Below are 325 nucleotides of genomic sequence, written 5' to 3' on the forward strand. Positions count from 1 at the left end.
AACGGATCGGCGTGTGACATTTGTTTCCCTTACAGACAAAGGGCATGATTGGATGGCTGACATCTTTCCCCGCCATGCGGAAGCGATCGACACCATCTTTGCTTCCCTTGACGAGGCGGAAAAACGCCAGCTCATTGAACAATTAAAGAAAATCGGTTACTATGCCGCTCAACTTCCTTGATAGGGGGCGGCATGAAAGCCCGCTTTTCCAAACACTCACAGCAACACCCCGTTCCTCGTCAAGACTTGTCTTTCTGCCACGTTCGTTTGCGCAAAGTGGTTCTCTGCTTTCTTTTCCTGTTCTCGCTTTCTCATTCATTACAAT

General features: G+C 48.6%; 1 protein-coding gene. It reads left to right on the plus strand.

Annotation, left to right across the window (positions count from 1 at the left end):
* Positions 1-181, plus strand: a 181-nt coding sequence (locus CHH91_RS18135) for a MarR family winged helix-turn-helix transcriptional regulator (RefSeq protein ID WP_141234202.1), incomplete at its 5' end; no start/stop codon positions are given.
* Between the last annotated feature and the right edge of the window lie 144 nt (positions 182-325).

The sequence above is a fragment of the Virgibacillus sp. 7505 genome, from assembly GCF_002272135.1.
Classification (GTDB): Bacteria; Bacillota; Bacilli; order Bacillales; family Amphibacillaceae; genus Terribacillus.